The organism is Paracidovorax oryzae ATCC 19882, from assembly GCF_000687165.1.
GTDB classification, from domain to species: Bacteria; Pseudomonadota; Gammaproteobacteria; order Burkholderiales; family Burkholderiaceae_C; genus Paracidovorax; species Paracidovorax oryzae.
Genome location: NZ_JMKU01000026.1, coordinates 1 through 23,181, shown reverse-complemented (window position 1 = coordinate 23,181; position 23,181 = coordinate 1). Strand labels below are relative to the sequence as shown.

General features: G+C 68.4%; 19 protein-coding genes. 14 read left to right on the top strand and 5 right to left on the bottom strand.

The features are described from left to right. Position 1: 1 nt before the first annotated feature. On the bottom strand, positions 2-469 hold the full coding sequence (locus T336_RS0118295; protein ID WP_013596084.1) for an FKBP-type peptidyl-prolyl cis-trans isomerase: 468 nt from the start codon (positions 467-469) through the stop codon (positions 2-4). A 108-nt stretch (positions 470-577) separates the two neighbouring features. On the opposite strand from T336_RS0118295, the gene radC reads away from it, so the two are divergent. The 5 genes from radC to T336_RS0118270 all read left to right on the top strand — a co-directional run bounded on the left by radC (position 578) and on the right by T336_RS0118270 (position 4,606). Then, positions 578-1,291, top strand: coding sequence for a RadC family protein (gene radC / locus T336_RS0118290; protein WP_019701490.1), 714 nt, complete (start codon positions 578-580; stop codon positions 1,289-1,291). A 68-nt stretch (positions 1,292-1,359) separates the two neighbouring features. Beyond that, on the top strand, positions 1,360-2,520 hold the full coding sequence (locus T336_RS0118285; RefSeq protein ID WP_244883985.1) for an esterase-like activity of phytase family protein: 1,161 nt from the start codon (positions 1,360-1,362) through the stop codon (positions 2,518-2,520). Further along, positions 2,517-3,335 (top strand): AraC family transcriptional regulator, encoded by an 819-nt coding sequence (locus T336_RS0118280; RefSeq protein ID WP_026433635.1) that lies wholly within the window; start codon positions 2,517-2,519, stop codon positions 3,333-3,335. The genes T336_RS0118285 and T336_RS0118280 overlap by 4 nt, the downstream gene beginning before the upstream one ends. Positions 3,336-3,429: 94 nt before the next feature. Beyond that, positions 3,430-3,837, top strand: coding sequence for a cupin domain-containing protein (locus T336_RS0118275; RefSeq protein WP_051647319.1), 408 nt, complete (start codon positions 3,430-3,432; stop codon positions 3,835-3,837). A 100-nt stretch (positions 3,838-3,937) separates the two neighbouring features. Continuing rightward, a complete protein-coding gene (locus T336_RS0118270; protein WP_026433633.1) occupies positions 3,938-4,606 on the top strand; it encodes a Smr/MutS family protein in 669 nt (222 codons plus the stop codon). Here the strand turns inward: T336_RS0118270 and T336_RS0118265 are convergent. The 3 genes from T336_RS0118265 to T336_RS0118255 form a co-directional block, all read right to left on the bottom strand. Beyond that, on the bottom strand, positions 4,603-6,030 hold the full coding sequence (locus tag T336_RS0118265) for a sensor histidine kinase (protein WP_035208301.1): 1,428 nt from the start codon (positions 6,028-6,030) through the stop codon (positions 4,603-4,605). The genes T336_RS0118270 and T336_RS0118265 overlap by 4 nt on opposite strands. A 93-nt stretch (positions 6,031-6,123) precedes the next feature. Beyond that, entirely contained in the window at positions 6,124-6,798 is a 675-nt protein-coding gene (locus T336_RS0118260; RefSeq protein ID WP_026433632.1) for a response regulator transcription factor, read from the bottom strand. Beyond that, positions 6,798-7,535, bottom strand: coding sequence for a PepSY domain-containing protein (locus T336_RS0118255; RefSeq protein ID WP_019702485.1), 738 nt, complete (start codon positions 7,533-7,535; stop codon positions 6,798-6,800). Before T336_RS0118255 ends, T336_RS0118260 begins: the two co-directional genes overlap by 1 nt. Before the next feature lie 122 nt (positions 7,536-7,657). On the opposite strand from T336_RS0118255, the gene T336_RS0118250 reads away from it, so the two are divergent. Beyond that, the gene (locus T336_RS0118250; RefSeq protein ID WP_019702486.1) at positions 7,658-8,305 is read left to right on the top strand and encodes a PepSY domain-containing protein; all 648 of its coding nucleotides are present in this window, start codon (positions 7,658-7,660) and stop codon (positions 8,303-8,305) included. An 80-nt stretch (positions 8,306-8,385) separates the two neighbouring features. Here T336_RS0118250 and T336_RS0118245 read toward each other — a convergent pair whose 3' ends face one another. Further along, positions 8,386-10,452, bottom strand: coding sequence for a bifunctional 2',3'-cyclic-nucleotide 2'-phosphodiesterase/3'-nucleotidase (locus tag T336_RS0118245; RefSeq protein WP_026433631.1), 2,067 nt, complete (start codon positions 10,450-10,452; stop codon positions 8,386-8,388). A 219-nt stretch (positions 10,453-10,671) separates the two neighbouring features. Here T336_RS0118245 and T336_RS0118240 point away from each other — a divergent pair, with 219 nt between their 5' ends. From T336_RS0118240 to T336_RS0118210, 8 genes are all read left to right on the top strand, one after another. Next, positions 10,672-12,993, top strand: a complete 2,322-nt coding sequence (locus T336_RS0118240) for a type VI secretion system Vgr family protein (protein WP_026433630.1) — start codon at positions 10,672-10,674, stop codon at positions 12,991-12,993. After that, positions 12,983-13,504, top strand: a complete 522-nt coding sequence (locus T336_RS0118235; RefSeq protein ID WP_026432928.1) for a hypothetical protein — start codon at positions 12,983-12,985, stop codon at positions 13,502-13,504. Before T336_RS0118240 ends, T336_RS0118235 begins: the two co-directional genes overlap by 11 nt. A gap of 96 nt (positions 13,505-13,600) precedes the next feature. Next, positions 13,601-14,950 (top strand): hypothetical protein, encoded by a 1,350-nt coding sequence (locus tag T336_RS0118230; protein WP_026433629.1) that lies wholly within the window; start codon positions 13,601-13,603, stop codon positions 14,948-14,950. Beyond that, complete coding sequence (locus T336_RS0118225) at positions 14,947-16,098, top strand: DUF2169 family type VI secretion system accessory protein (RefSeq protein ID WP_026433628.1); 1,152 nt, start codon at positions 14,947-14,949, stop codon at positions 16,096-16,098. The genes T336_RS0118230 and T336_RS0118225 overlap by 4 nt, the downstream gene beginning before the upstream one ends. Positions 16,099-16,112: 14 nt before the next feature. Continuing rightward, positions 16,113-17,300 carry a hypothetical protein gene (locus tag T336_RS0118220; RefSeq protein ID WP_026433627.1) on the top strand — a complete coding sequence of 396 codons (1,188 nt, stop codon included), beginning with the start codon at positions 16,113-16,115 and terminating at the stop codon, positions 17,298-17,300. Between the two features lie 51 nt (positions 17,301-17,351). Next, on the top strand, positions 17,352-22,124 hold the full coding sequence (locus T336_RS25365; RefSeq protein WP_244883984.1) for an RHS repeat-associated core domain-containing protein: 4,773 nt from the start codon (positions 17,352-17,354) through the stop codon (positions 22,122-22,124). Position 22,125: 1 nt separating this feature from the next. Further along, a complete protein-coding gene (locus T336_RS26765) occupies positions 22,126-22,824 on the top strand; it encodes a hypothetical protein (RefSeq protein WP_167333659.1) in 699 nt (232 codons plus the stop codon). A gap of 64 nt (positions 22,825-22,888) precedes the next feature. Beyond that, a partial coding sequence (locus tag T336_RS0118210) for a transposase (RefSeq protein ID WP_167333658.1) occupies positions 22,889-23,181 on the top strand: 293 nt, incomplete at its 3' end.

The window sequence follows — 23,181 nt, the reverse complement described above, 5'->3', positions numbered from 1 at the left end:
GTCAGAGCACTCCGATGAGCTGCACTTCGAAAGTGACGGGCTGGCCCGCGAGCGGGTGGTTGAAGTCGAAGCGCACCGCGCCGTCGTCCCGCACCTCCAGCACCACGCCGGCATAGCTGCCGGTGCCGTCGGGCGTGGGAAACTGCACCACGTCGCCCAGGGTGTACTGCTCGTCGGGATCGCCCAGCTCGGCCAGCAGCCGGCGCGCCACCCACTGCTGCATTTCGGGGTTGCGCTCGCCGAAGGCCTCGCCGGCCGGCAACTCGAAGGTGGTGCGGGTGCCTTCCGCCAGGCCGATCAGGCGCTGCTCCATCGCGGGCGAGAGTTCGCCGGCCCCCAGGGACAGCGTGGCCGGCTTGTCGCCGAACGTGTTGATGACATCGCCCGAAGGGCCCGCCAGGCGGTAGTGCAGGGTCAGGAAGGACCCGGGCTGCACGGTGGGCACGGAAGGGAAAGCGTTGGAAATCATGGACAAAAGCGCCTGTCAGCTTGCGGATGGTGTATAAAAACCCAGTATCCATGCCGCCCATCCGCGGTCACGGTGTCTGCCCCGATTGTCCTTCCTTCGTGCAACCCCATGGCTCTCAAGACTCTGCCCATCGAAGCCCGCCCCCGCGAACGACTGCTGGCGCGCGGCCCCTCCTCCCTCTCCGATACGGAACTCCTCGCCATCCTCCTGCGCACGGGCATCGTGGGCAAGGGCGTGATGCAGATGGCGCAGGAGCTGCTCTCGCCCGCGCTGCCCGATCCGGCCACCGGCGCGCTGCGCGGCGGGTTCGGCGGCATCGGCGGCCTGCTGCAGGCCGATGCCGACGACCTCAAGCGCATCAAGGGCCTGGGCCCTGCCAAGCGCACGTCGCTCGTGGCCGTGCTGGAGCTGGCGCGCCGCATGCTGGTGCAGACGCTGCCCAAGCGCGACCTGTTCCACTCGCCGCGCGCCGTGCGCGACTACCTGCAGCTGCACCTGGGCGGCAAGCCGCACGAGGTGTTCTCGGTGCTCTTCCTGGACAGCCAGAACGGCCTCATCGCCATGGAGGAGATGTTCCGCGGCACCCTGTCGCAGGCCAGCGTCTATCCGCGCGAGGTGGTGGTGCGCGCGCTGCACCACCACGCCGCCGCCGTGGTGCTGGTGCACAACCACCCCAGCGGCCAGGTGCAGCCGAGCCGCGCGGACGAAACCCTCACCCGGTCGCTGGTCGACGCCCTGCGGCTCGTGGACATCCGGGTGCTGGACCACATCATCGTCGCACCGGGCGCCTCGCTGTCCATGGCGGAAGAGGGCCTGATCTGACGCCCGCGGCCCCATCCCGTGCCACCGGCGCGGGCCGGCCGTCCCGCGCCGCCCGCCTGGCCGCCGCGGTGGCGCTGGGTGCCGTGCTCGCGGCCTGCGCCGCGCCGCCCGCACCGGTCGCCCCTCTCGCGCCGTACGGGCCCGGGGCCCCTGCGGGCGCTGCGCGCCTGCGCTGGATCGGCACCGCGAGCCTCCCGCCCGGCACGGAGTTCCTCGGCAGCACGGTGGGCGGCATTTCCGGCATCGACTACGACCCCGTGCACGACCAATGGGTGCTGCTGAGCGACGACCGCTCCACGCACCAGCCGGCGCGCTTCTACACCGCCCGCATGCACTACCGTGCCGACGCGCTGGAAGCCCCCCGGCTCACCGGCGCCGTCACGCTGCGCCAGCCGGGCGGCGCGCCCTTCCCTTCCGCCCTGCAGGCCCGCCGCGGCGGCCCGGCCGCCGGCGAGGTCGTCGATCCCGAGGCCGTGCGCTGGCTGCCCGGCGGCCGGACCCTGCTCTGGACCAGCGAGGGCGATTTCGCGCGGGGCTTCGGGCCTTCGCTGCGCGAAAGCCGCGCCGACGGGGCCACCGTGCGGGAATTCACGCTGCCCCCGGGTTTCCAGCCGCAGCCGGGTAGCGGACGCGGCCCCCGCCCCAACCGCACGCTCGAAGGCCTGGCCCTGTCCCCCGACGGCCGCACGGCATGGCTGGCCATGGAAGGCGCCTGGCGCCAGGACGGCCCGCTGCCCACGCGGCAGGCGCCCGGCGGGCCGCTGCGCATCACGGCCCTCGACCTCGCCAGCGGGCGAGCGCTGCGGCAGATCGCCTACATGCCGGACGCCGTGCCCCGGGAGCGGCGCATTCCCTGGGGCCCCCGGCTCAACGGCGTGAGCGAGATCCTGGCGGATGGCCCGGGCCACCTGCTGGTGCTGGAGCGCGCCTACAGCGCCGGGGCGGGCTTCTCCGCGCGCCTCTACCGCATCGACACCCGCACCGCCACCGACACGCTGGCGATCGAACGGCTGGAGCCCGGCAACCACTCCCCGGCCGCCAAGACCCTCGTGGCCGACATGCCCGGCCCCGGCCTGGATGCCGTGGACAACCTCGAGGGCATGGCCTGGGGGCCGCCCCTGCCCGGCGGCGGCCGCGTGATCGTGTTCGTGAGCGACGACAACTTCAACCCGGCCCAGTCCACGCAGTTCATCGCGGCGGAGTACCTGGAGCCGGACGCTCCGCCATGACGCAACACCCCTCTCCCCGCGACTGGGTCCGGCAGGCGGGCAACATCGCGCGCATCCCCTGCATCGAGGCGTACTTCCAGGGCCACGGCTACGCGCCGCACCGGCACGATACCTATGCCATCGGGCGCACGCTGTCGGGCGTCCAGAGCTTCCGCTACCGCAGCGAGCACCGCCACAGCCTGCCGGGCCAGACGCTCGTGCTGCACCCGGACGAACTGCACGACGGCCACGCGGGCACCGGCGACGGCTTCCGCTACCGCATGGTGTACGTGCCCCCGGCGCTGCTGCAGTCCATGCTCGGCGGCCGGCCGCTGCCGTTCGTTCCCGGCGGCATCACGTCCGACCCGCGGCTGGCGCCCCCCGTCGAGGCGCTGCTGCGCCGCATGGACGCCCCGCTCGACCCTCTGGAAGAAGACGACGCGCTCTTCGACCTGGCCCAGGCGCTGTGCGCGGTGTCCGGGCCGGCCGGCGGGCGCCGCACCTGCGACTGGCAAGCCGCGGAGCGGGCCCGCCACTTCCTGCACGCCCAGCTGCCGTCGCCTCGCCCCCTGACGCTGGCGGACCTGGAGCAGGCGAGCGGGCAGGACCGCTGGCGCCTGTCGCGTGATTTCCGGGCGCTCTACGGCACCAGCCCGTACCGCTACCTCGTGCTGCGGCGCCTCGACCTGGCGCGGGGCCTGATCGCCGGGGGCACGCCGCTCGCCGAGGCGGCCGCAGCGGCGGGCTTCCACGACCAGAGCCACATGACGCGGCACTTCGTGCAGGCCTTCGGCGTGCCGCCCGCGCGCTGGGCCCGCATGCAGGCCAGGGGCTGAGGGCGGCCGGCCGGCCAGGTTGCACGATCGTGCAAGACGGTGGATGGAGCGCTGCCTAAGCTGTGGCGCTGTTTCCATCACCTGTCCCAAGTCCATGACCCTGTCCACAATTCCCGGCACCGCCGACACCCCGGAGGCAGTTCCCGCTGCCATCGATCTCGCGCACAAGTTCTCCCTCATCGACGCCCTGTGGCAGCCCCGGGTCGTGGCGGAGATGAACGACTACCAGTTCAAGCTCGCCAGGATCGACGGCGATTTCATCTGGCACCAGCACGACGGAACCGACGAGGCCTTCATCGTGGTGCGCGGGCACCTGCGCATCGACCTGCCGGACACGGCCGTGCACCTGCGGGCCGGGGACATGTTCGTCGTGCCGCGGGGCATGCCCCACCGCCCCAGCGCACAGGGTGAAGTCTGGCTGATGCTGGTGGAGCCGCGCGGCGTGGCCAACACGGGCGAGGCCGGCGGCGAACGCACGGCGCCCAACGACATCTGGGTCTAGCGCCTGCCGGACCTGGGGCGCAAGCCGGCCCGCGCGGCTTTTCCGGTTACTCGGTCCGCCGCTGCAGGCGGGCGGGCAGATCGGATACAACCGGCATTCCATGACCGTGAAAGCCCGCTCCCTCCAGGACCTGCAACCGCTGCGCAAGGCGCTGGCCGAGGCCGCCGAGCGCGAGGCCCGGCTGCTGCGCGAGCGGCAGGAGGCCGCGCGCCGCGCGCGGGCGGAGCGCATGCTCTTCCAGGATGCGGTCGGCCCGGTGCAGGCCCTGCGCGGCACGCAGGAGCGCCGCTGGCACCTGCCCGAGCCCCCCGAGCCGCAGCCCGTGCAGCGCGAGCTCGACGAGGAGCGGGTGCTGCGGGAAGCGATCAGCGACGAGTTCGACGTGAGCACGCTGCTGGACGTGGACGACCAGCTCAGCTTCCGCCGCCCCGGCATCGGCACCGACGTGACGCACCGCCTGCGCGCCGGGCACTGGAGCATCCAGCGCCAGCTCGACCTGCACGGCCTGCGCACCGACGAGGCGCGCGAGGCCCTGGGCGAATTCATCCGGCTGGCCCACCGCACCGGCCTGCGCTGCGTGCGCGTGGTGCACGGCAAGGGCCTGGGCTCGCCCGGCAAGACGCCCGTGCTCAAGGGCCGCGTGCAGCGCTGGCTCGTCCAGAAGAAGGAAGTCCTGGCGTTCGTGCAGGCGCGCCCGGCCGAAGGCGGTGCCGGCGCGCTGGTCGTGCTGCTGCAGCCGGGCCGCCGCCGCACCGTGCCGGCCAGCTAGCCGGCCGGCGTGCCTGCAGGCAGGACCAGGCCGCGCATTTCCAGCCGCACGCCCAGGCCCCGCAGGTCGGCGCTGCGATAGAGCTCCAGCCGTCCGCCATAGGCCTGCGCGATCTGGCCCGTGATCGCCAGGCCCAGGCCGCTGCCCTGCACCGACTCGTCGAACCGCACGCCGCGCCGGCCTGCGGCCTGCCATTGCTCCGGCGTCATGCCGGGGCCGTCGTCCTCGATGTCCAGGCCCAGGCGGCCTTGGCCGGCGACAGTCTCGGCCGACAGCGTGACCCGCACGCGGGAGGCCGCCCATTTGCCGGCGTTGTCCAGCAGGTTGCCCAGCACCTCCTCCAGGTCCGCCCGCTCCCCGCGCCACCGCACCGGGCCCGTGGTGCGGTCCTCCAGCACCCAGTCCAGTTCCTGCGCGGCATGCAGGCGCTGCATCATGCGCAGCACCTGGCCCACGCATTCGCGCACATCGACCGCCGGAGCACCCGCACCGGGATGGGCGTGCAGGGCATCGCTCAGCGTGCGCCCCTGGTAGCGGTCCACCAGCTGCGCCATGGCCTCGACCTGGCGGCGCACTTCGGCGCTGGCCACCTGGGGATGCGCGCTGGCCTGCGCGCCGAGAAGCGCCAGGGGCTTCTTGAGGGCGTGGTTCAGGTCCACCGCATGGGCCCGCGCTCGGGCGACCACGTGCGCGTTGTGCGCCAGCAGGCCGGCCAGCTCGCTCTGCAGGGGCTGCAGGTCCCTGCCCGTGGGCGCCGCGAGGTGCTCCGCCACGTCGGAGCCCGCGCCCTGCGGCCCGCGCAGCGTCGCGATCAGCGCCTCCAGCCGGCGCAGCGGCGCGAGCCCCAGGCGCACCTGCAGCCAGGCCAGCACGCCGGCCAGGGCCAGGAGCACGCATCCGGCCGCCAGCAGGTTGCGGTCGATCTGCCGCACGCTGCGCTGCAGCTGGTCGGCGGGGCCGTACACCGTGAGCGCCACCGCGACGGGAGGCTGGCCCAGCGCGATGGGGACGGTGAGCGCCAGCAGGGGCTCCTGCATCGGGCCCGTGGCCGGGTGCAGCACGGCCGATCCCGGCACCGGACCGGGCGCGGCCGGCAGGCTGCCCATGTCCCAGAGCGAGCGGGAGCGCAGCACCTCGCTGCCGGCCTCGGCCCGCCAGTACCATCCGGCATAGATGGCGCTGAATTCGTCCGCCCCGCCCGCGGCCTCGCGAAGCTGCCCCGCCGGGCCCCGCTGCAGCCGCGCGCCCACGCGCTGGGCCTTGTCGCGCAGCACCTGCTCGAAACCCTCCAGCAGGCTGCGGTGCACCTGCCCGCGCATCCACAGCCCGCCCGCGGACACCAGCAGCAGCATGGGAATCAGCACGAGCAGGGCGATGCGCGTGGCCATGGGCCACTGGGCCACCCGGAGCGCCCACGCGGACATGCCCCGCACAGGCGGCACCGGAGCGGCGGGCGCCGCTGCTTCCGGCACATGGCCTGGGCTTGCGCCGTCCGTCATGGCCGGCCCCGCCATGCGTCAGCCCGGCGCACCGGAGGCCACGAGCCGGAAGCCCTGGCCGCGCTCGGTCACCAGCTGCGGCGCGGCGCCGAGCTTGCGGCGGATGCGGCCGATCAGCACGTCCAGCGTGTTGGAATCCGGATCGAGGTCGCGCGCATACACGTGCTCGGTGATGTCCGTGCGCGTGAGCAGCCTGCCCGGATGGTGGATGAAGTACGCCAGGATCCTGTGCTCCTGCGCGGTGAGCTGCAGCGCCTGCCCGTGCAGCGAGAACCGGCCCTGCACCGCGTCGTACGCCAGCGGGCCCGCGCGCAGCACCGCGGCGGCGGCCCCGGCCGCGCGGCGCAGCATGGCCCGCAGCCGCAGCACGACCTCGTCCATCAGGAACGGCTTGGTCAGGTAGTCGTCGGCCCCGGCGTTGAAGCCGGCGAGCTTGTCGCTCCAACGGTTGCGGGCCGTGAGCACCAGCACGGGCCAGCCGCGGCCGGCCTCGCGCCAGTCGTGCAGCACGCTCAGGCCGTCCTTGAGCGGCAGGCCCAGGTCGAGCACTGCGGCGCTGTAGGCCTCCACGCTGCCGGCAAAGGACGCGGCCTCTCCGTCGTGCTCCACGTCCACCGCGAAGCCCGCGGCCTCCAGGGCCTCGCGCAGCTGCCGCGTCAGCGCCACGTCGTCTTCCACCACCAGTACGCGCATCAGTCGTCGTCCACCTTCTGCCGCGTCACCTCCAGGGTGGCGGCATCCACTTCCAGTTCCAGCTTGAAGCCGTTGGGCTGCTGCAGTTCGACACTGTAGTAGGGGCGCCGGCGGTGGTCGGTCTCCAGCTCCACCTCCAGCACCAGCCCGGAGAATTTCGGGCGCAGCGATTCGAGCATGACCGCCATGGACCTGGGCGGGGGCTGCACGGCGCCGGCTTCGGGCGGGTGCAGCACCTCGCCCGTGCGCACGTCCAGCAGCAGCTTCGTCTCGCCGGCGGGCCGGTCCGAGAGCTTGACCTCGTACACCGCCTGCCCCTGGCCGTCGCGCTCGAATTCCGCGTTCACCACGCGGGCGCCGTACTTCTGCTCCAGCTGCCGGATGTAGCGGGCCATCTGCGCCAGCGGGACGGGCTGCGTCGGCCACTCGCGCTCCTGCGCGACCACGGCGCCGGAAGCCGCGTCCACCAGCACCTCGTGCTTCTCGCCCCGGGCGTCGATGACCTTGATCTCGTAGCGGAGCTCGCCCTGGCGGCCCCTCTTGGTCTCCACCTCGATGACGCGCCCTCCGTACTTGCGCCCGATGTCCGCAATGATGCTGTTGAGGGGCTTGAGCTGGCCGGCCAGTACGCCGCGCCGCGCCGCGTCCTGCTCGGCGGCGGGAGCCTGCGCGCACGCGAGCGCCGCCGCGGCAAGAGCGGCGGCCCGCAGGAAAGCACCGGGTGTCGGTCGTGTCATCGCCCGATTATTGCGGCCCGCATTAAACGGGGCATGAACGGGCGCTTCACGGTGGATTTAGGGAGCGCGGCACACACTGCCGCCATCACCTGCCAACCACCGCAACCTCGAAAGGAAACACCGTGGACAAGAAAACCCTCGTGACGATCGCGCTCTCCGCCGCAGCCGCCACCGCCCTGCCCTCCATGGCCTGGGCCCTGAGCGCCGCAGAGGCCGTCGACGTGATGGCCCGCAACCAGTACGTCGCACCGCACGACCTGCAGAAGCAATATGGCTACTGGACGGCCAGCGCCGTCTCCAGCGACGGGGCCCGCGCCACCGTGCTGGTGAAGGATGCCGACGGCAGCTTCACCGCCGTGCGCAAGAACGACATCGGCGGCGCCCTGCCCGGCGTGGACCAGGTGACGCAGCGGTTGCGCGCCGCCGGCTACGCCGTCGTCTATGACGTGGAGCTGGATGACGGCTTCTGGGAAGCGAAGGCACGCCAGTCCACACTGCAGGGAGAGAAGGTGGAATTCGTGCTGCACCCCGCGACGCTGGAGGTACTGAGCCAGGTGGGCCGCAATGGCGGCACGCTCAACGGCCAGCCGGTGCTGGGCGCGGACCAGGTCCGGCAGGCCCTGCAGGTGGCGGGATACACCCGCATCCGCGACATCGACTACGACGACGGCTTCTGGGAAGCCGAGGCCACCAACGCCGCCAACCAGCCGGTGGAACTGCGCATCGAGCCCACCACCGGCAAGGTGCTGCGCGAGAAGCTGGACGACTGACGCTTTTTCCAAGCAAAACAGCGCCGGGCGACCCGGAAAGGCCGCCGGCGCTGTCAGCAGGATGCCTGCCGCCCTCTTTGTTACTTCGACAGATCGACCGCGTACTTCGACGTGCCCTTGCCCGAACCATCGTCCGCGGCCAGCACGGAGATGTTCGAGAGGCCGGCGGCCTGCGCCACGGATATCGCATTGGCGCCGGAATTGAACACCACCGGGCCGGAGGTCTTCACCTTCGTGAAGCGCCAGCTCTTGGCGCTGCCGTTGGCCGAGCGCGTCACGGACGGGTTCTTGCGGATGTAGTCGATCACCACGTCGCGGTTCGCATCAGGCGACGCCCAGATCGTGCCGGAGCCGTCCAGCTTGTCGATGAAGCTCTTGCCGCTGGTCGCGCGGTAGTTGTTCGTGGCGATCACGAACTCCTGCGCCGGGTCGATCGCCTGGCCCTTGTAGGTCAGGTTTTTGATGCGGCTGCCGACGGCCTGGGTGACGTCGATCTCGTACTGCACGTCGGCCGTGGTGAACATGTCGAAGTTGTATCCCGGGAAGGTGCTGATCAGCGCCTGCTCGGACGTCTTCGCCGGATCGATCTGGTTGAAGCGCTTGGCGGCGGCCTCCAGCCAGTTCTTGATGTCGGCGCCGTTCACCTTCACCGCGTACACGGTGTTCGGGTAGAGGTACAGGTCGGCCGCGTTGAAGATCGCGAGCGGGCCCACGGCCACGTCGGTGTAGTCGGCGCCGCCCTGGAAGCCGGACTTGAAGGGCGCGCTCACCGACAGCACCGGCAGGCTCTTGTACTGCGGCAGATTGGCCTGGATGTAAGCCGACACGTAGGCCTGCTGCGCCTGGTTCACGATCTGGATCGCGCCCGGGTCGCCCACGTCGGCGAACAGCGTGCTCATGCGGAAGTCCGTGCTGCCGATGGGCGTCTTCACATAGCCGATGGTGGCCTGGTGCTGCGTTTCGACCAGCGGTGCGATGCTGCTGTCGGCATCCACGAACGTGGCCTTGCCTGCGGCGTCCTTGCCGGTCTGGATGTTGCGCAGCTCGCTCTTCGACGCGCTCTTGTCCACCGTCCAGGCCTTGCCGTCCCACTTCAGCGCGAGGCGGACCACGCCCAGGGCCTTGCCCCACGAACTGGCCATCACCGCGGGCACGCCATTGATGGTGCCGGCCTTGTTGTCCACGCCCGCCTGGGTGAAGGCCGGCGTGGCCGCCGTGTCGGGGAACACGCTGTGCTGGTGGCCCATCACCATCGCGTCGATGCCCGACACCTTGGACAGGTACAGGCCCGGGTTCTCCATGGTGGAGGTGTAGGCGCTGGCGTCCAGGCCGCCGTGCAGCAGCGCCACGACCACGTCGGCACCCTTGGCGCGCAGTTCCGGCACGTATCGGGTGGCGGCCTCGACGGCGCCTTCCGTGTAGATCTTGCCGTCCAGGTAGCGCTTGTCCCAGTTCATGATGCCCGGCGTGGTGAAGCCGATCACGCCGACCTTGATCGGCAGCTTCACTTCCTTGCCGTCGGCGTCGGTGGCCACCACGGTCTTCTCGATCAGCGTGTAGGGCTGGATCAGCGGCTGGCGGGTCTTGCTGCTGTACACGTTGGCGAGCACCGTGGGGTAGCCCGCGCCGGCGCACTTCACGCTGGAATCCACGCCATCGACCTGCATGCCTCCGCCCAGCACCTGGTTCAGGAACGGCAGGCCGTAGTTGAACTCGTGGTTGCCCAGCGTGCCCACGTCGAAGCCCAGGGCACCCATCGCCTTGTACATCGACAGCTGCTGGTTGCACGGAATGGTCTTCACCACGGCTTCGTAGTCGGCCAGGGCCGTGCCCTGGATGGTGTCGCCGTTGTCCACCAGCAGCGTGTTCGCGAACTCCTTGCGGGCCTGGCGCACCAGGGTGGCCGTGCGCTCGAAGCCGTACGACTTGTCTTCGGCGAGCTTGAAGTAGTCATAGCTGCGCACGTTGAAGTGCAGGTCGGTGGTTTCCAGCACGGCCAGCGTGGCGGTGGCCTGCTTGCTGCTGGTGAAGCTGCCGCCATCACCGCCACCACCGCAGGCGGCGAGGAACAGCGAGGGGATCGCGCACAGGGCTACCAGCGGGAACCGGGGCAGTCGCAGGGCAGCGGAAGGGGAATGTGGAGACATGGAGTGGGATGGGTAACGAAAGAAAGCCGCCAGTGTTGGCCGGCCGTGTGACATCGCCATGACTCCATGCCGCTGCGGCATGAACCGCCGGCAACTGCAGCCTTCCACGTCACTACGTCGAACATTTGGATGCAATTGACTCGACGGTGGCACGCGTTCGCGGGGCGAACCACACCATAATTCGCGCCACAAAAATAACGGCTGGAAACAGTTGATCGCATGACGCAACGCCGCGTGACCATTCAGACACCCTTGGGAGAGGCCCTGCAGTTCCGCCAGCTGCAGGGAGAGGAAGCGCTGTCGGCGCTGTATGGCTTCGAGATCGATCTGCTCTCGAAGGACAAGGGCATCGACCCGAAGGCCCTGCTCGGCCTGGGCGCCACCGTCTCCATCGAAACCGAAGGCCTGGGCCGCCGCTACCTGGACGGCATCGTCACCCGCTTCGGCATGCGCGGGCAGGACACCTCCGCGCAGATCGCCTACCGGCTCACCCTGCAGCCGTGGCTCTGGCTTGCCACGCGCCGCACCGATTTCCGCATCTTCCAGGAAATGGACGTGCCGGCCATCGTCTCGCAGGTACTCTCGCGCTATGGCCGGCCCTTCGTGCTGCGCCTCACGCGCGGCTACCGCAGCCGGCCCTACACGGTGCAGTACCACGAGAGCGACTACCAGTTTGTCTCGCGCCTGTGCGAATCGGAGGGCATCTACTGGTTCGTGGAGCACGCGAGCGGCAGCCATACAGTGGTCTTCGCCGACGACGTGGTGGCGTCGCACGCGCCGCTGCCGGGCGGGCACGTGATTCCCTTCTACCCGCCGGGCAAGATGGCGATCGCCGACCGCGAGCACATCTTCGCCTGGCGCATGGGCCAGGGCGTCGCGCCCGGTCGCGCCTACCTGGACGACTACGACTTCACCAAGCCGCGCGCCGATCTTTCCGAGATGCGCCAGTCGCCCCCGGGCCATGCGCACGATGCCTACGAGCGCTACGAATGGCCGGGCGGCTACACCGAGTTCGCCGACGGAGAGACCTACACGCGGCTGCACATGGAAGAAGGCATGGCGGCCCGCGAGCGCGCCCATGCCGAACTGAACAAGCGCAGCATCGCCCCGGGCTACACCATCGTGCTGGAGAACTACCCGCGCGGCGACCAGAACCGGCAGTACCTCGTCACCCGCGTGCACTACCACCTGGAAGAGAACGTGCAGGCCACCCAGGGCACGGGCGGCGCCGGGCAGACGCAGGCCGGCTCGGTGCAGAAATTCAGCATGGAAGTGCACCCCACCTCCGTGCCCTACCGCCCCGAAGTGGCCACCCCGCGCCCGCGCACCACCGGCCCCCAGACGGCCGTGGTCGTGGGCCCGCCCGGCGAGGAAATCTGGACCGACCAGTACGGCCGCGTGAAAGTGCAGTTCCACTGGGACCGCATCGGCGCGATGAACGAGAACTCCAGCTGCTGGGTGCGCGTCTCCACCAGCTGGGCCGGCCCCGGCTTCGGCGCCGTGTTCACGCCGCGCATCGGCATGGAAGTCATCGTGGACTTCCTCAACGGCGACCCGGACTATCCGATCATCCTAGGCTGCGTCTATAACGCCGCCAACATGCCGCCCTGGGGCCTGCCCGGCAATGCCACGCAGTCGGGCATCAAGACCAAGTCGAGCAAGGGCGGGGCCTTCGGCGACGGGATGAAGAACGGAGGCGGCGACGCCAACGCGATCCGCTTCGAGGACAAGAAGGGCGCGGAGCAATTATGGCTGCATGCGCAGAAGGACCAGCTTACCGAAGTCGAGAACGATGAGGACAAGTGGGTGGGTCAGGACCGGCGCAAGACGATCGACCGGGACGAGACGAACGTGATCCACCGGGACCGCACGGAGACGGTGGACCGAGACGAGAAGATCACGGTGCACAACAACCGCACAGAGCGGGTGGACCACGACGAGAAGATCAGCATCGGCGACAACCGCCGCGAGGACGTGGGCATCGACGAGACGGTCTCCATCGGCAAGAACCGCACGAAGACCATTGGCCGCAATGAGAAGGACAAGATCGGCAACAACTGGTCGATCAAGGTCGGCAAGATGAAGACGGAGACCATCGGCATCGCCTACATGCAGAACGTGGGCGTGGGTCGGATGGAGAACGTCGGCGTGGCCTACAACCTCAACGTGGGCGCCGTCATGGCGACCGTGGTCGGGAGCACGCAGACCACGATGGTCGGCAGCGACCGCAGCGTGAAGGTCGGCTCCAACCAGAACACGGACGTGGGCACCAAATACACGCTCACCGTGGGCGGCGGTGGTGGAGGCGGGGCGCCCGCCGCAGGCGGCGCCAAGAACATCGTCGCGTCTTCTCCGCAAGGCGGCGGAGGCGGAGGCGGCGGATCGAGCATCACCATGGATGCCGAATCCATCACCCTCAAGGTGGGCGGCAGCACGCTGATCCTGCAGGCCGACGGCACCATCACCGCCAACGGCGAGAGCATCAAGCTCATCGGCGCCAGCGACGTCACCACCAATTCCGGAGGCATCCATGAAAACTGACCTCCGCGTACTGCGCACATCCGGCGAGGATGCCGGAACCGCATCGGCCCATCAGGATGCCGGCGCGGCCTTCGGGCTCTTCCCCGCCCAGGTACTACGGGTTGGGCACGACGAGACGGTCATTCTGTGCAACGGCCGCGAATGGCGCGCCGCACTGGCGTCTCAAGTGCCGGGCGTGATCACGGGGCAATCCGTGCTGGCCGCGCTCCCGGCAGAAGGCCAGGAAGGCACCAGCGGCAACGGTGCAGCACTACCGGCCTTGGTCGTGGCCGCCTGGCCAGCCCCGGGAGCGCCGGCCTGCCCGCCATGGCAGTTCGACCGCGACACCGGCAACCTCGCGCTGGAGGTGGCGCAGATCGACCTGGCGGCCGTGGGCCGCGTGGTGCTGCGCTGCGGCGACACCCGGATGCAGTTCGAGAAGGACGGCTCCGTGGAGACGCGGGCCCACCAGATCACGTCGGCCGCGGTCGAGACGCACCGCATCGAAGGCGGTTCCATCGAGCTCAACTGACCGGCATGCCGCCCGCCGGCAGGCCGGGCGGCATGCCTTCTTCCGCCATAGGCCCGAGGCCGTGCCGGCCAGAGCGCGCCATTGCACTTTCAGACGATGTCCTCTGTTCCATCGATCGCCCCGCCCCCGCTGCCCGGCATGCTGTCCCGGCAGATGGGCATCGCCATCCGCGCCTACGGTCGCCGCGCGGGTCTGCTGCGCGGCGGCCACACGGTCCGCGCCCTCAAGGCCGTGGACCAGCGGCTGGACGCCCTGCTCGCGGTCTGCCGCTACTATGGGCCCGCCTGCCTGGACGCCGCTGCAGAAGCCGCCGCAGCAGCACCGGCAGAAGACCAGGCCGGCGCGGCCTTCGTGCGAACCATGCTGTCCGAGCGCCACGAGCCGGACGCCGGCGCGCGCCTCGCACTCATCGAAGCACTGCTGGCCGAGCACCCCGACGCCGTCGGCGATGCCTTGTGGTTCTATGGCCAGCCCGACACCTGCGCGCGGCTGCTCGCTGCCGCCAACCCCTTGGTGCGGGACTGCGGCGTGCAACTGGCCGGACGGCTGGCCCTGCCGGTGCAGGCCGATGCCGTCTATGCCGCAGCCCGCAACGGCGCTGACCAGGATGCCTGCCTGCTGGCATGCGCCGGCATGGACACGCTGCCGCCGCGCGCAGAGGAACGCTGGGCCGAAGTGCTGCAGGGCCAGGACCTGGCGCGCCAGATCACGGCGCTGCGGGCGCTGGCCATCACCGGCGGGCAACGGCTGGCAACAGAGGTACGGAACTACATCACCCGCATCACCGCGCACGACGGCCCGACCGAGCAATCCCATCCCGTCGGCTGGGCGCTGGCCGCCGATGCGGCCATGGCACTCTGGGCGGCCCGCGAGCCCGACGCCGCGCTGGACGCGGTGGTGGGCGGGCTGCGCGTGCCCAACGACACCGCGCTGCGCGTGGTGGCACTCACCGGCAGGGCGCGCGGCCTGCTACCCGTGCTCGACTTCATCGAACGGCAGGATCGGCCCGTGAGCCCGGCAGAGCGCGACGTGCTGCAACTGGTTTTCGGGCAGGTGCCGCCGGAGCAGGCCAACACGCAGGGGGCCAGCCCGGAGGCCCGGAAGGGCGCGCTGCGCGCACTCGCCTGTGGCGTGTTCGCCGCCAACGGCTGCACCGGCCTCGCGCCCGATGACATCACCTCCTGGGCCGATCCCGCCACGAAGGAGCGGCTCTGGGCGCTGGAGCCGGTACGCCTGCGCGGTGCCCGCCCGTGGTCGTCGCGCGCCTGCCTGGAGCAGGCCTTCGATGTGGGCCATACCCTGCGGCGCTGGCTGTACACCGAGCACGCGCGCTACGGCGCCCGGTGCTTTCCCCTGCAGCCGGAAGACCTGGCCACGCGCCAGATGGCCGCCGTCGAAGCCGTGCAACTGATCGCCTCGCTCGAAGACGGCAGCGACAACCCATGAGCTGCGAGATCCTCAACCACACGCCGTTCCGGGCCCAGACGTTCCTGCACCGGGACACGCAAACCGGCCCCGCCCTGGTGGTCGCCGTGAAAGGCAGCTGGCTGCTGTCCCACACGGAAGGCGCACCTGCGCGCCTCGCACCTGCGGAACGGCAGGCCCCCATCTTCCGCAGCGGCCTGCAGCAAACGCTGGGCAGCCTGCCGCTCGAAGACGCACAGGCCGCCGCCATCGCGGACCGGGCGAATGAATGCTGGGGCCGCATCGAATCCGAGCACGTGCCCCCGAAGCCCTGCTTCGACCTGCTGCTCCATGCTTGGGCCGTGGCGCCCGGGGGCCAGCCCGTGCGCTCCATGGAGGCGGCCGTCGATGTCCTGGCCGGCCCCGCAGCACGCCGACTGCTGGCCCTGCGCGCCTTCGCGCCCCGAACATGGACGGCCGACTTCGGCGGCCTGGGCCGGCTGCGCGCGGACTGCGCGCACACGGCATCGCGCATCCCGCTGCTGCGCCCCTTCGCCTTCGGCGGCCAGTGCACCGCCCCCGCCACGGGCCAGCACCAAGCCATCGAAGCCAACCCGGAAGGCATGGGGTACTACCGTACGGCCGCCGATGCCCGGGGCCGGCCCCTGCCCTGGGTGGAGCCGGCCGACCGGCTGATGCGCGATTGGGACGACCGGCCCGAGCCCGCAGCGCTGGGTCCCGTCCCGCCCCACCACGTGCCGCGCCGCGACCTGCAGGGCACCTTCGACGAACACTGGCGCGCCACGCGCGCACCGGAATTGCCGGAGGATTTCGATCCGCGGCACTACAACGCCGCGCCCGAGGCGATGCAACTGCGCGAGTTCCCGCGCCCCGGCCATCGCCTGGCGCTGCACGGCATGGACGCGGCAGGCCCGCTCTTCTTCACCTGGCCTGAGATCACCCTCACCGCCCAGGCGGAAACCACCGGGGGCACGCTGCTGCCTCCGCAGGAGATGCGCTGGGACACGCTGATGGCGGACACCGGCGAGCGGCTCGCCAGCCTGCTCTGGCGCACTGCCATCGCATTGCCGGTCCGGGAAGACATCGGCCTCGTGCATATCACCGCCCACGCCCGTTCGCCTTCGACCGTGCCATTCCACGCCGCCCGATGTTCCGCGCAGCCCGCCTGACGCACGCAGCTCCCATGGTCTCCTCTTCCCCCGCTTCGCCCCACCGCCTATGGCGCATCGAACACTGCGGCGCCGTCACCTCGGCCGGCACGCGCGCATGGCAATCGGCCGCCTCCTGGGTGGGCCTGCAGAAGCGGTTCCGAAAGTCCGCCTGGCCCGCCGTCGGCCCGCATCCCATCACCACGGCCCCCTGTCCGGAAATCGCCGGCGACGCGACTGGCATTCCGCGCCTGGCGCGCCTTCTGGGCGCCGCGCTGGCTGACCTCGGTGCCAGCCTGCTGGCCGCAGGAAGTTCGGTCCGCTTGTCAGTCCCTGATCAGATGGTCCTGGCCTTGCCTGCATGGATGGCAGACGCAGACTGCGCCGAGGTCTGGCGACTGAGCCTTGCAGAACTGGCACGCTGGGCCGGCCCGGGGGCCGAAGCGCCCTGGACAACGCGGCCCTGCCGCTTCGTGCGCGGCGGCCATACGGCGGGCTTCGCGGCACTGTCTGCGCTGCAGGGCACCACCGCACCCGGCGGCGGCACCGCGCTGCTCATGGCCGTGGACAGCCTGCTCGACGCGCCGCGGCTGGCCCGGGCCTACGCAAACGGCGCGCTGCTCACCGACCGCACGCCGGAAGGCTGCGTCGCGAGCGAAGCGGCGGCCTGCCTGTGGCTGGCCAGCGTGCCCGATACCCACGCCAGCAGCGAGCGCCACCTCGTGCTGCACGCCCCCGCCCTGGCGGAAAGCGGCAGCCCGCACAGAAGGCCACCACAGCCGCCCGACACCGGCGCGCTCGAACAAGTGCTGCGCAACGCGCTGGCCCAGGCCGGCTGGCAGGGCGAGGACGTGGGCTATGGCATCTCGGATTTCGATGGCTCCGCATGGAGGGCACTCGCCCAGGTGAACGCCCGCGTGCGCGCAGCCCCGGACCTGGAACCCACCGAGTGGGAGCCTGCCGCCGTGATCGGGCAGGTGGGCGCAGCCACCGGGCCCGTGCATTGGGCGCTGGCCGCCGAGCGCGCATGGCATGACGAGCGCCCGCCGAATTCGGTGCTGTCCTGGGCACTCGACGAGGGCAGCGGCGCTGCGGCGGTGGCGCTGGAACGCGCGGTGACGCTACCTGGAAGGCGGGATGCCCATCCGGCAACGGCGAGCGACGGCGCGGCCGTGGACACAGTGCGCACCTATTCGTCGCGCTTCCTCCAGCACGGCGATTGACGAGCAGAAAAAGAAACACCGACACGAACAAGAACAGGGAGCCGACCGAACATGGGAACGCATATCTTCAGCGGGGGCAACGGCGCGATCACCCAGGTCGCCAACGGATGGACCTTCGAGCCGGCCACCCCCGTCAAGCTCAAGACCAGCGGCACGCCCGGCGTGGCATGGCACGCCAACAACAGCCGCGCCATCGACGTTCCACTGGGCACCATCCGCGAGCATGGCACGCAGATGGCCAACCGCTACGGCGCAATGGACCAGGGCCAGCACGATCCGGTCAGCGTCATCGTGGGCCTGTTCACCAACGTGCGCGACAAGGTCAACGAACATGTGACCTATGTGAAGACGGTGGTCCATGAATCCGGCGAGATGGTCGTGAACGGCGTGACCACGCTGACGAATTCCATCCTGAGCAAGCTCGCCCCGGAGGTCCAGCAGACGGTGCGCAACGGCAAGGACGTCCTGGGCGGCATGACGGTCGATCATTTCAAGGGGGCGGCGCAGGAGCAGATCGACGAGATCATGGAAGTGCTCAAGGACCCTGCGACCTACGGCGGCCTGGCTCTTTCGATGGCGGCCGCAGCAGCGCAGAGTATTCCCGTGGCGGGGCAGATCGTGGGTGGCGCATTGATGGCCGACCGCATCGCCACCCTGGGGGAATCAGGGCTCGCCGCCGCGGAGGAGCTGAAATCCATCATGGAGACCTGGAGCTCCCCCATGACGGAGGCGCAGAGGGAGGCGGCTCGTGAGCAGCTGGCGAAATGGATGCTCGGCAGCGGATTCGCGCTCCTGTTGGCGCTGGCCGGCAAGAGGTTCAAGGTCAGCACCAAAAGCAAAGGTAACAACGACAAAAAGCCCACGACGGCGCAGAGCGACACCAAGCCGCCCCACGGCAAGGGCCCCTGTGAATCGTGCGCCATCGGCAGCCCCGTGCTCATCTCCAGCGGGCAGAAGCTCATGGACGAGACGGACTTCACCCTGCCCGGCCCCGGCCCGCTACTGTCCCTGCCCTGGCGCAGGCGCTACCGCTCGGGCCTGGCCGAGGACGGGCCCTTCGGGCGCGGCTGGAGCCACCCGGTGGCGCAGCAGTTGCGCCTCTCGGCCGAGGGAATGGTCCTGCTGGACGAGGCCGGCCGCCATGTCCCGCTGCCCCTGGTGCCCGAAGGCACCGACTACTTCGACCCTTACGAGAAATTCACCGTGCGCCGCCCTGGCGCCGACCTGTGGATCGTCGAGCACAAGAGCGGCCTGCAACACCACTTCCGCCGCGAGGCCCCCGAGCAGTGGCGCCTCCCGCTCGCCCGTCTGCAGGACCGCGATGGCAACGCCATCGCAATGCACTGGGAGCCCATGGAACCCGGCACCGGCGGCGGCACGGCAGAGCCGTTGACCTGGAGCGGCCGCCAGGAGCAAGAACGCCGGGCGCGTGAGGGAGTGGCGGCACGACCCAGCCCGGATCCGTTCGCCGCAGCCTTCCGCCCGCTGCGACTCACCGGCCTCACCGACACGGCCGGCCGCCACCTTCGCCTGGCATGGCAGCGCTCCCCGGCCCCCGCAACGCACGATGCCCTGCAGGGCGAACGCATCGCACGTGTCGAACTCCTCGTGCCTGGCCATGCACCCACCGAACTTGCGCGCTACGACTACGATGCCCACGGTCAGCTCGTCGCCACCCACCACGGCGCCGCCCCCTACCGCCAATACGCCTGGCGCTCGGGCGTGCTGGTGGGTTACCGCAAGGCCAGCGGCCACCGCTACTTCGCCCAATACGACCACGAAAGCCCCGAGGGCCGCGTGCTGCGCTCCTGGTGTGCCGACACGCCCGTGCCCGGCCAGGACGACGACCGCTTCGCCTACTTCCCCGCCGAGCGCATCACCCGCCACATCGACGGCCTGGGCCGCGTCACCGCCTACCACTGGGACGCGCGCTTCAACATCGTGGCCACAGTCACCGCAGAAGGCACGCCCGAGTCCGTGCGCGAGGAAACCCCCTTCGACGCCACGGGCACCCCGCGCGGACGCATAGACGCGCTGGGCCGGCGCACCAGCCTGCGCACCGACGCGCGCGGCAACATCGTGCAGGTCACCGATGCACTGGGGCAGAGCACGCAGTTGCAATACGACCGGCGGGACCTCGTCACCGTGCTGCGCGATGCCATGGGCCATGCATGGCGACGCGAGTACGACGCTCGTGGCCATCTCGTGCGCTCCATCGATCCCCTGGAACAGGCCACCGGCTACGCCTACGACGCACAGGGCCGGCCCGTGGAGATCACCGACGCGCGCGGCGGCACGCGGCGCCTGTCGTGGGACGAGGCCGGCAACCTTGTCGCCACCACCGACTGCTCGGGCCGCACCACACGCTTCGCCTACGGCCCGATGGGGCAGATCCTGGAACGCACCGATGCGCTCGGTCACACCACGCGCTACGCCTATGACGGCACAGGCAGGCTGGTGCGCGTGGAAGAGCCCGGCATGAACGGCGCACCCGCAGTACACCAATACGCCTGGAACGGCGAAGGCCAGTTGCTGGCTTATTCCGATCCGCTCGGCCAGACCACCCGCTACACCTACGACGGCGCGGGCCGCCCCCTCACCCGCCAGGACGCGGCCGGCCGCATCCTGGCCTACCACTACGACGCCGCCGGCCGTCTCGTCTCTCTCATCAACGAGAACCGCGCGCAGACCACCTTCCGCTACGACCTGCGCGACCAACTCACCGACGAGATCGGCTTCGACGGCCGCTGGCAGCGCTACGTCTACAACCCCGCGGGGGAACTCACGCACGTGATCGAAGCGGGAGGCTGCGAGGCCGGCCCGGGCAAGGCCACGCGTTTTGAGCGTGACGCGCTCGGCCAGCTGCTGGCCAAGCGATCGCACGGGCATGGCACCGTGGAGGAATCCAGCTATCGCTATGACGCGCTGGGCCGCCTCACCCAGGCGAACAATGGCGCGGCGCACCTCGCATTCGCCTATGACCCGGTGGGGCAGTTGCTGTCGGAGACACAAACGCTGATCGGTCAAGGTGGGGCGGGCATGGGCCGCAACCGCCCCGGCCATCCAGCGTCTGACGACCTCGTGCGCACGCTCTCCCACGCCTACGATCCGCTGGGCAACCGCATCCGCACGTGCCTGCCTGACGGGCGGACGCTGAACTGGCTGTTCTACGGCTCCGGGCATCTGCACCAGATCAACATCGCGCCAACGGACGACCAGAGCGCCCACGAAGTCATCACCGACATCGAGCGCGACGCACTGCACCGTGAGATCGAGCGAAGCCAGGGCGCCGCCACCAGCCACTACGGCTGGGATCCGGCGGGCCGCCTCGTGAGCCACCGCGCCAGCCTGCGGGGCAGCGGGAATATGGCGCCAGCGGGATCCAATGCGTCAAGCGCGGTGCTGGAACGCGCCTACGCCTACGATGCCAAGGGCCAGCTCATCGCGCGTGCCGACACCTCGCGCGGCCGACAGGACTTCCGCTACGACCCCACGGGGCGCATCCTCGCCGCGCTGCCTGCCCAAGGCAGCGCACTCGCCAGGGAACTGTTCGCCTTCGATCCCGCAGGCAACCTGCTGGACGCCAACGAAGCGCAGATGCAGCGCCAGCAGGCAGGCCAGGGCATACCCCAGCAAGGACTGGGCGTGGTGGGCGACAACCGCTTGCGCTTCTACCAGGACCTGCACTACGAGTACGACCTGCATGGCAACGTCACGAAGCGCACGCGCGGCAATCGCAAGGCCGGCCACCACGAAACCATCGAACTGCGCTGGAACGCCGACCACCAACTGGTCGAATCCACCACCACCCGACACGGGGTGACGCAGGCCACCCGCTACGCCTACGATGCCCTTGGCCGCCGCGTTACGAAGAGCGATAGGTTCGGCTCCACGCACTATCTCTGGGATGGGGACCTGATGGTGCATAGCCAGCGCGGCGGGCGCGGATCGCTGTTCATCTATGAGCCAGACAGCTTCGTGCCGCTGGCCACAGTCCAAGGTACGGCAGAGGAACAACATACTTACTGGTACCACTGCGACCAGATCGGAGCGCCGCTGGAGTTGACCAATGTGCAGGGGCAGATTGCCTGGGCGGTCGATTACAGGGTATGGGGAGAGGCGGTGTTGCGGGCCTTGCCGAGATCAGCGACAGGCACTGACAGCATTTCTGGATTATCCCGCAAAATACATGAACCCAGAGCGTATGCACACGATGCAGATAGCCCTCGAACGGGCCAAACTGCTCCACCCGCAGAGCAGCCCTTCCGGTTACAAGGGCAACAATTTGATGAAGAGACCGGATTACATTACAACCGATTTAGATACTATGACCCCATTATCGGGAGATTTGTTGGCGAGGATCCGATCGGTTTAATGGGCGGCATCAACCTCGGAATTTATGCTGCCAACCCTCTAACTTGGATTGATCCTTTAGGGCTTCGTTCAAAAAGAAATCGAAAAAAATGCCCTTGCGAAGATCAAAGAACATGTGAAGAAATCTATAAAGATGCACTAAGCACATCTATTGGAAAGAAAGAAACGCAAGGATCTAGGGGTGTGCTTGAAAGAGTTGAACATCTGCTCGAAGACAAACTTGATCTATTTAGGAGAGCAAAATCAGATAGCTTCAAAGGAAAAGGTGGATCACTTGATGGAGTGGGAACATGGGACGGGCATGTAAATGCTGCGCAAGAAGTTCTCGACAATCTAAAATACGACATCGAGGCATATGACACCAAAGGCTGTGGCTCAACCCACAAAAAGCTACCCCAAGCAACCAGAGACGCTTCGCGAATCGAAATCCCCAAATTTCCGAGTAGATAAAATGCTAAACGATGCTATCGATCTCACAATATTAACCAGCCTAAATTGCTGCTTCGATACATTATTTCCCAAATACCCCAAAGAAGACCGGCTCAAGACAATATTAACAGCCAGGAGTTACCTACAATCCACAAACAAATCAATTGAAAGCCTGATAAAAAACCCGACCAAAAACAGTCCAACAGAGAAAATACTACGAAACTCCATACATAAATACTTCAATCCAATCGCGAAAAATACAATTGAAAGATACCTTAAAAGATTGGAAAAAGGCTTTATTCACCCATTAAACAACGAATATTTATCGGAAAAGATATCAAGTGCAGGAGAACGCATCGAGACCCTATCGAATGATTTTTTCTATGATGACGAAACAATTGCTTCAGTCATAGCATTAGATGAAGGATCAAAGCCACCTCATTACCGCACAAGTATTCACGAAGAAATCATAGGAGACGCATCAGACCCTAGAGATGAATGGGATGAAAAAATCGTCAAAATATATGATGATGAATATGATCAATATTATATAGATACAATTGCCCTTAGGCTAAAAAATTCGCATGCAAATTTGAATTTTCTTTATTCATGGAAAAAAAATTTGTCTGCCGAATCATACGAAATTTTGAGAAGTTTTTTAATAAAACAAGTATCTTTCGAGCTCGCAGAAGAAATAGAAGAAATAATACTTCCATACTAGGGAAGGTCTGCAAAACCCCATCGCTGACTGGCGCGTGAAGTGAGCCGCAGGCAAGATGGCGAGCATGACGCATGAGCAGCAGCAGATGCTGGGGTTCGATCCCCTGCCCAAGAAGACCCGCAAGGAGATCTTCCTTGAAGAGATGAACCGGGTGGTGCCGTGGGCGGCGCTGGTGGCGCTGATCCAGCCGCATGCGCGCGGCGCGCACCAGGCACTGGGTGGACGCCCGCCATTCGCCGTGGAGACGATGCTGCGCATCCACTGCCTGCAACTGTGGTGGAACCTGAGCGACCCGGCCATGGAGGAAGAACTGCACGAACGCCCGCTGTACCGGGAGTTCGCAGGGCTCTCGGGGCG

What these genes read in the sequence shown, in the direction of transcription:
- T336_RS0118295 (WP_013596084.1), bottom strand. Translation starts at nt 469, where the DNA reads ATGATTTCCAACGCTTTCCCTTCCGTGCCCACCGTGCAGCCCGGGTCC.
- radC (WP_019701490.1), top strand. Translation starts at nt 578, where the DNA reads ATGGCTCTCAAGACTCTGCCCATCGAAGCCCGCCCCCGCGAACGACTG.
- T336_RS0118280 (WP_026433635.1), top strand. Translation starts at nt 2,517, where the DNA reads ATGACGCAACACCCCTCTCCCCGCGACTGGGTCCGGCAGGCGGGCAAC.
- T336_RS0118275 (WP_051647319.1), top strand. Translation starts at nt 3,430, where the DNA reads ATGACCCTGTCCACAATTCCCGGCACCGCCGACACCCCGGAGGCAGTT.
- T336_RS0118270 (WP_026433633.1), top strand. Translation starts at nt 3,938, where the DNA reads ATGACCGTGAAAGCCCGCTCCCTCCAGGACCTGCAACCGCTGCGCAAG.
- T336_RS0118265 (WP_035208301.1), bottom strand. Translation starts at nt 6,030, where the DNA reads ATGTCCGCGTGGGCGCTCCGGGTGGCCCAGTGGCCCATGGCCACGCGC.
- T336_RS0118260 (WP_026433632.1), bottom strand. Translation starts at nt 6,798, where the DNA reads ATGCGCGTACTGGTGGTGGAAGACGACGTGGCGCTGACGCGGCAGCTG.
- T336_RS0118255 (WP_019702485.1), bottom strand. Translation starts at nt 7,535, where the DNA reads ATGACACGACCGACACCCGGTGCTTTCCTGCGGGCCGCCGCTCTTGCC.
- T336_RS0118245 (WP_026433631.1), bottom strand. Translation starts at nt 10,452, where the DNA reads ATGTCTCCACATTCCCCTTCCGCTGCCCTGCGACTGCCCCGGTTCCCG.
- T336_RS0118240 (WP_026433630.1), top strand. Translation starts at nt 10,672, where the DNA reads ATGACGCAACGCCGCGTGACCATTCAGACACCCTTGGGAGAGGCCCTG.
- T336_RS0118235 (WP_026432928.1), top strand. Translation starts at nt 12,983, where the DNA reads ATGAAAACTGACCTCCGCGTACTGCGCACATCCGGCGAGGATGCCGGA.
- T336_RS0118230 (WP_026433629.1), top strand. Translation starts at nt 13,601, where the DNA reads ATGTCCTCTGTTCCATCGATCGCCCCGCCCCCGCTGCCCGGCATGCTG.
- T336_RS0118225 (WP_026433628.1), top strand. Translation starts at nt 14,947, where the DNA reads ATGAGCTGCGAGATCCTCAACCACACGCCGTTCCGGGCCCAGACGTTC.
- T336_RS0118220 (WP_026433627.1), top strand. Translation starts at nt 16,113, where the DNA reads ATGGTCTCCTCTTCCCCCGCTTCGCCCCACCGCCTATGGCGCATCGAA.
- T336_RS25365 (WP_244883984.1), top strand. Translation starts at nt 17,352, where the DNA reads ATGGGAACGCATATCTTCAGCGGGGGCAACGGCGCGATCACCCAGGTC.
- T336_RS26765 (WP_167333659.1), top strand. Translation starts at nt 22,126, where the DNA reads ATGCTAAACGATGCTATCGATCTCACAATATTAACCAGCCTAAATTGC.